This window comes from Shigella sp. FC1967 (genome assembly GCF_001743005.1).
GTDB lineage: Bacteria > Pseudomonadota > Gammaproteobacteria > Enterobacterales > Enterobacteriaceae > Proteus.
Map to the genome: position 1 here is coordinate 1 of NZ_MIIZ01000459.1, position 214 is coordinate 214.

At 33.2% G+C, this 214-nt stretch carries 1 pseudogene; it reads left to right on the top strand.

The features are described from left to right. Positions 1-97: pseudogene (locus BHE89_RS27340) on the top strand (hypothetical protein); the annotation flags it as partial. Positions 98-214: the final 117 nt, after the last annotated feature.

A 214-nucleotide genomic window follows, 5' to 3' on the forward strand; every position in this document is an offset into this window, starting at 1 on the left:
CGGGTTAATGAAAAAGGTGAAGCTGAATTAGTTAACCATTTAGGGATTGATTTAAGGTGAAACACCAGAGGAAATATTAACCAATTTAGATAATCGTCAATTATCCCTTTATGCTCGGGTTAATGAAAAAGGTGAAGCTGAATTAGTTAACCATTTAGGGATTGATTTAAGGTGAAACACCAGAGGAAATATTAACCAATTTAGATAATCGTCA